General features: G+C 71.0%; 6 protein-coding genes and 1 pseudogene. 4 read left to right on the top strand and 3 right to left on the bottom strand.

Features of this window, described 5'->3' with window-relative positions; translation table 11 throughout:
* The 3 genes from ACK5KK_RS06595 to ACK5KK_RS06585 form a co-directional block, all read right to left on the bottom strand.
* Positions 1-1,363 (bottom strand): acetyl-CoA carboxylase biotin carboxylase subunit (locus ACK5KK_RS06595; RefSeq protein WP_416889293.1); only part of this gene is annotated, 1,363 nt, incomplete at its 3' end.
* Between the two features lie 5 nt (positions 1,364-1,368).
* Positions 1,369-2,934 (bottom strand): carboxyl transferase domain-containing protein, encoded by a 1,566-nt coding sequence (locus ACK5KK_RS06590; protein WP_416889292.1) that lies wholly within the window; start codon positions 2,932-2,934, stop codon positions 1,369-1,371.
* Positions 2,935-3,014: 80 nt separating this feature from the next.
* Positions 3,015-3,509: a hypothetical protein gene (locus ACK5KK_RS06585; protein WP_416889291.1), complete on the bottom strand. Its 495-nt coding sequence runs from the start codon at positions 3,507-3,509 to the stop codon at positions 3,015-3,017.
* 125 nt (positions 3,510-3,634) lie between these two features.
* Between ACK5KK_RS06585 and ACK5KK_RS06580 the strand changes: the two genes are divergently transcribed.
* The 4 genes and pseudogenes from ACK5KK_RS06580 to ACK5KK_RS06565 form a co-directional block, all read left to right on the top strand.
* On the top strand, positions 3,635-4,399 hold the full coding sequence (locus tag ACK5KK_RS06580; RefSeq protein ID WP_416889290.1) for a hypothetical protein: 765 nt from the start codon (positions 3,635-3,637) through the stop codon (positions 4,397-4,399).
* Positions 4,400-4,409: 10 nt separating this feature from the next.
* Positions 4,410-4,907, top strand: a complete 498-nt coding sequence (locus ACK5KK_RS06575; RefSeq protein ID WP_416889289.1) for a hypothetical protein — start codon at positions 4,410-4,412, stop codon at positions 4,905-4,907.
* A 213-nt stretch (positions 4,908-5,120) separates the two neighbouring features.
* Positions 5,121-5,432, top strand: a pseudogene (locus ACK5KK_RS06570) (transposase); the annotation flags it as partial.
* Positions 5,433-5,510: 78 nt separating this feature from the next.
* Positions 5,511-5,814 (top strand): transposase (locus tag ACK5KK_RS06565; protein WP_416889288.1); only part of this gene is annotated, 304 nt, incomplete at its 3' end.

Raw genomic sequence — 5,814 nt, 5'->3', positions numbered from 1 at the left:
CGGCGACGGCGCCGGGCGGCACCGTCGGTTGGCGCCAGGGCGGGAGCCGGTCGATCAGCCCGGTGTCCAGGTCGCCCGACCGGACGGCGCGGTCGATGACGAGGTCGCGCAGGAACCCGAGATTGGTGTCGACCCCGAGCACGACGGTGGCCGAGAGTGCGGCGTCGAGCCGGGTGAGCGCGTCGTCCCGGGTCGCGCCGTGCGCGATGACCTTGGCGATCATCGGGTCGTAGTCGGCGGTGATGACACTGCCGGTGTCGATCCCGGTGTCGGTGCGGGCGCCCGGTGCGACGCACCACCGCCGCACCGTCCCGGTCGCCGGCAGGAACCCGCGGGCGGGGCTCTCGGCGTACACCCGTGCTTCGACGGCGTGCCCGCGAGGGGCGGTGTCGTGGTGCACCGTGAGCGGGTCGCCGGCGGCGATGCGCAGCTGCTCGGCGACGAGGTCGACGTCGCGGATGGCCTCTGTGACGGCGTGCTCGACCAGCAGGCGCGTGTTCATCTCGATGAAGAAGCACGCGTCCGGGTCGTCGCCGGGCACCACGAACTCGCCGGTGCCGGCGCCACGGTAGTCCACGCTCGCCGCGACCGCGCGGGCCGCCGCGCCCCACCGCTGGCGACGGGCCGCGGTCGCCAGCGGCGACGGCGCCTCTTCGATGACCTTCTGGTGGCGGCGCTGCAGTGTGCATTCGCGCTCGCCGAGGTGGACGAGGCCGCCGTGCGCGTCGGCGAGCACCTGCACCTCGATGTGCCGGGGCCGTTCCACCAGCCGTTCCACCAGCAGCGTGTCGTCGCCGAACGCGGCCGCGGCGATCCGTCGGGCCGCCGCGATCGCGTCGGGCAGCTCGTCGGGTGTGCGCACCACCTGCATGCCCTTGCCGCCCCCGCCCGCGGACGGTTTGACCAGCAGGGGAAATCCGATGGCGGCGATGATCTCGGCATCCGACATCCCGGCGGCGCTGACACCGGGGACGATCGGCACCCCGTGGGCGGCGACATGCTCGCGCGCACGGATCTTGTCGGCCATGATCTCCAGCGCGGTCACGGGTGGGCCGACGAAGACGAGGCCGGCGCGTTCGCACGCGCGGGCGAACGCGGCGCTCTCGGACAGGAACCCGTAGCCGGGGTGGATTGCCTGGGCGCCGGACTCCCGGGCCGCGGCGATCACGGCGTCGATGTCGAGATACGACCGCGCCGCTGCGGCCGGCCCGATCCGCACGGCTGTGTCGGCGGCGCGGGTGTGGAGGGCACCGGCATCCGCATCGCTGTACACGGCGACCGCGCGGATGCCGGCGAACCGCAGCGTGCGGATCACCCGGCAGGCGATCTCGCCGCGAGCGGCGACCAGCACGGTGTGGAACATCGCTCTCACATCCGGAACACGCCGAAGCCGGCCGGTGGCAGTGGTACGCGTGAGACGACATCGAGGGCCAGGCCCAGGGTGTCGCGGGTGTCGACGGGATCGAGGATGCCGTCGTCCCACAGCCGCGCCGTGGCGTACACCGGGTCGCCCTGCCGTTCGTACTGCGCGCGGACGGGCGCTTCGAGGCGGGCCTGCTCGTCGTCGCTCCACGGTTCGCCGCGCGCGGCGCGCTGGTCGCGGCGCACGGTGGCGAGCACGGCGGCGGCCTGGTCGCCGCCCATGACCGAGATGCGGCTGGCCGGCCACGACCACAGGAACCGGGGGGAGGACGCGCGCCCGCACATCGAGTAGTTGCCGGCTCCGAACGAGCCGCCGATGATGACGGTGAGTTTGGGGACGCGTGCGGTCGACACGGCGGTGACCATCGCGGCGCCGTCTTTCGCGATGCCGCCGACCTCGGCATCCTTCCCGACCATGAATCCGGCGATGTTCTGCAGGAACAGCAGCGGAATGCCGCGCTGGTCGCACAGCTGGATGAAATGGGCGCCTTTGCGGGCCGATTCGCTGAAGAGCACGCCGTTGTTGGCGAGGATGCCGACCGGGTGGCCGTGGATGCGGGCGAACCCGGTGACCAGGGTCGTGGCGTAGTCGGGCTTGAACTCGCCGAACGTGTCCCGGTCGACGAGGCGCACGATCACGTCGTGCACGTCGTAGGGACGGTTCACGTCGACCGGGACGACGTCGTACAGGTCGGCGGGGTCGGCGGCGGGAGGCTCCGCCGGGATGACGTCCCAGGCCGGGCCGGCGGGGGCCGGGAGGGTGGCGACGATGTCGCGGACGAGCTCGAGGGCGTGTGCGTCGTCGTCGGCGAGGTGGTCGACGACGCCGGAGCGGCGGGCGTGGAGTTCGCCGCCGCCCAGTTCTTCGGCGGTGACGACCTCGCCGATGGCGGCCTTCACCAGCGGCGGCCCGCCGAGGAAGATGGTGCCCTGGCCGCGGACGATGATCGATTCGTCGCTCATGGCGGGCACGTAGGCGCCTCCCGCCGTGCACGATCCGAGCACGGCGGCGATCTGGGGGATGCCGGCCGCCGACATCTGCGCCTGGTTGTAGAAGATGCGGCCGAAGTGCTCGCGGTCGGGGAAGACGTCGTCCTGGGCGGGGAGGAAGGCGCCGCCGGAGTCGACGAGGTACACGCAGGGCAGGCGGTTCTGTTGCGCGATCTCCTGCGCGCGTAGGTGTTTCTTGACGGTCAGCGGGAAGTAGGTGCCGCCCTTGACCGTCGCGTCGTTGCACACGACCATGACGTGGCGGCCGTGTACGAGCCCGATGCCGGCGATCAGCCCGGCCGCGGGGGCGTCGCCGTCGTAGAGTCCCTCCGCGGCGAGCGGGGCGATCTCGAGGAACGGGCTGCCGACATCCAGCAGCCGGTCGACGCGGTCGCGGGGGAGGAGTTTGCCGCGGGCGAGGTGGCGCTCGCGGGCGGCGGGCGGGCCGCCCTGCGCGACCCGGGCCAGGCGTGCGCGCAGGTCGGTCGCGAGTTGCGCCTGCGTGGCTGTCCCCGGTGACATCCGCGTACCCTTCAGTTAGTGAGCACTAACTGAAGGGTACGCATCGGTCTCGTGCGAGGCAAGGCCCCCGCGGGTCGGGCTTACGAGAGCAGTTCGCTGGTGGGGTCGTCGGGACCGACGAACGGGGCCGGCGGGCCCGACATGAAGAAGGACCCGGTGTCGCCCTTGCCCTCCTCGGGGGTGCCGGTGCACACGAACAACCGCTCGTTGACCTGTCGCACCTCGTCGAGGAAGCCGATGCCGCCGGCGGCGTTGTCGAAGTCGCTGTACTTCAGCAGGATCGTGGGGTTGCCGTCCAGCGGCGACGTCCCGCGGTGGATGCCGTAGCGATCGCGGCGCGACACCGTGCCGTCGGGGTTGTGGATGCGGTTGTCGCCCGAGGCGCCGTCTCCCTCCACGCCGGGGAACGCCTTGCCGAGCCAGAAGGTGTCGCCGCTGCGCAGTCGTGTCAGCGCCGCCTCGATGGTGTCCTCGGTGCGTCCGAAGTAGTCGATGCCGGCGTACTCGCCGCGCAGCGTTCCCGGCGCGGGCGGTGACAGCGTGTGGAAGAGGTCGAGCAGTTGCGGTTTGGCCAACGCCGCCAGGTGCGGGATGGTCCAGATCTCGCGCGGGTCGGTGTGCAGCTTCGTCGTTCTCCTTCGCTTGCGGTGCTCGGGCGCCGCCGCGGAGCCTTCGCACCCCGCACACGGACGTCACCTCGATGATCGTCGCCGCATCGCCGTGGCGGTGCGATCGTGCCGATCAGGTCAACTCGTGTGCGCCGTGCGGCGCGTTGCGTCCGGCGCGCGAGATCGAGATCCCGGGAGGTGTCGGCTACCACCCCGACGAGAACGGGCATCCCGAGATGGAGCCGATCACGGTGTGGCAGGACGCATCGGTGACGGTGTCAGCGGCGCTCGTGGATCATCCGCCGGTGGCACCCGCGTTCGGGTACCGGTTCGACACCTGGTTCGGGTCGGTGGTGGTCTCGGGGGACACCGCGCCGAGCCGCAATCTGATCCGGTTGGCGCGGGATGCCGATCCGCTGCTGCACGAGGTGCTCGACTTCGCCTGGGTGGAGCAGTTCCACGGGGCACCGGGGGAGCGGAGCCGGCGGGCGCAATCGGTGGTCGATCACCATTACCGGGCGCACACGTCGCCGCGGGGTGCGGTGGAAGTTGCCGAGGCCGCCGGGGTGCGCGCGGTCGCGTTCCACCATTTCGTGTCCACGCGTGATGCCGGCTACTGGCGGGCCCAGGCGGGGCCGACCGACATGGCGGTGATCATTCCCGCCGACGGCACCGGCATCCGGGTGCCGCGAGCGAGGTGCCGCGGGCCGTACCGGGGATGTGACGGGCGGGGCGGCGGGCGTTGCGGGTGTCGACGCTGCCTGCCGGTGGCAGTTCTTGCCAGCAATCGTCTTGTGGAGCGACTCATGTCTGACCCCCTCCTAAGATCACTTACGCCAGATGCACAACGCGTCTAGGGAGGGCATCATGGCGATGGACATCTACGGGAAGAACGCGACCGCCGAGGTCGGGCGCTACTTCCGCAACACGGTGTGGTGGTGGCGGCCCCTCGCCAGCTTCCTCACGGCGGCCTACCCTGAACTCACCGCCGGATGCACTCACTGGCAGAGCAACGACGGCGACGGACTTGACGAGAACGGAGCGCTCGCGCTGGCGGATGCGCTCGACCGCGACCTCGCCAATGGGCGTGTGACGGCCCACGCGGATCAGTACGCCACAGAAATCGCCGCGCTCCCCGACAGCGACTGTGACCTGTGCCAGGGGACCGGTCTGCGCACCGATGGGATCGGCCGGTCGCGCGGCATGGACAAGCCGCGCGACCGCGACACCGGCAAGGGCGGATGCAACGGATGCCAGGGCACCGGACGCCGGAGGCACTGGGACAAGAATTATTCCTTCGATGTCGAGAACGTGCGCGAGTTCGCCGCGTTCCTGCGCCACAGCGGCGGGTTCGAGATCTGCTGACCCGCCCCCACCCGGAGTGGTGTCGGGCAGTGGGCGCAGGCGGGGCCGACCGACGTGGCGGTGATCATTCCCGCCGACGGCACCGTCATCCGGGTGCAGCGGTGCGAGGTGCCGCGGGTCGTACCGGGGATGTGACGGGTGGGGCGGCGGGCGTCGCCGCTGATCGGAGTCGCATGTGCTTCCTTTCGCGGATGCCCTCTTGCGTGATTCCGCACCGACGCGGCAACCCTCGTTCGCCCGCGGCTCGCACAGCAACTCGCCGCTCTCCGCCGGCAACGCGACGACATCCTCGTCGAGGTCGAGAAGATCGTCGATCAGCACCCTCTTCAGCCGGCCCTGATGAGCATGCCCGGAGTCGGCGTCAGGACCACCGCCCGGCTCCTCACCGACGTCACCACGCGGGCCTTCCCCACCGCTGGGCACCTCGCCGCCTCCGCCGGCCTCGCCCCCGTCACCAGACGCTCCGGAACCTCGATCCGCAGCGAGCACCCCTCCAGACGCGGAAACAAGGTCCTCAAACGCGCACGACCGCGGGGACTGTGGATTTAACGGTGTTTCCGGCCTGACGCGCTGCGCGTGAGGCGTGGCGGGGAGGGTGCCGTGATGACTACGACACTGGAAGTTGTGAGTTCGAAGAATCACCAGGATGATGACCGATCCGCGGAGGCGGCTGCGGCGGCCGAGTTGGTCCGGTTGGCGAAGGAGCAGGGGCTGGCGCTGACGGGCCCGGGCGGGCTGTTGAAGCTGTTCACTATGAACGTGCTCGAGACGGCGTTGAACGAGGAGCTGACCGCGCACCTCGGGCACGAGAAGAACCGGGCCGCCCCCGACCGTGGATCGGGGAACATCCGGAACGGGACCAGGTCCAAGACGGTGTTGACCGAAGCGACCGGGCAGGTCACGATCG

Source organism: Microbacterium sp. (assembly GCF_047972865.1).
Lineage (GTDB): Bacteria > Actinomycetota > Actinomycetes > Actinomycetales > Microbacteriaceae > Microbacterium.
The sequence above is the reverse complement of the archived record's forward strand: the minus strand, read 5'-3'. Positions and strand labels throughout refer to the sequence as shown.

Excerpts from the sequence above, each read along its gene's own strand:
- ACK5KK_RS06590 (WP_416889292.1), bottom strand. The coding sequence starts at position 2,934 with ATGTCACCGGGGACAGCCACGCAGGCGCAACTCGCGACCGACCTGCGC.
- ACK5KK_RS06575 (WP_416889289.1), top strand. The coding sequence starts at position 4,410 with ATGGCGATGGACATCTACGGGAAGAACGCGACCGCCGAGGTCGGGCGC.
- ACK5KK_RS06580 (WP_416889290.1), top strand. The coding sequence starts at position 3,635 with ATGATCGTCGCCGCATCGCCGTGGCGGTGCGATCGTGCCGATCAGGTC.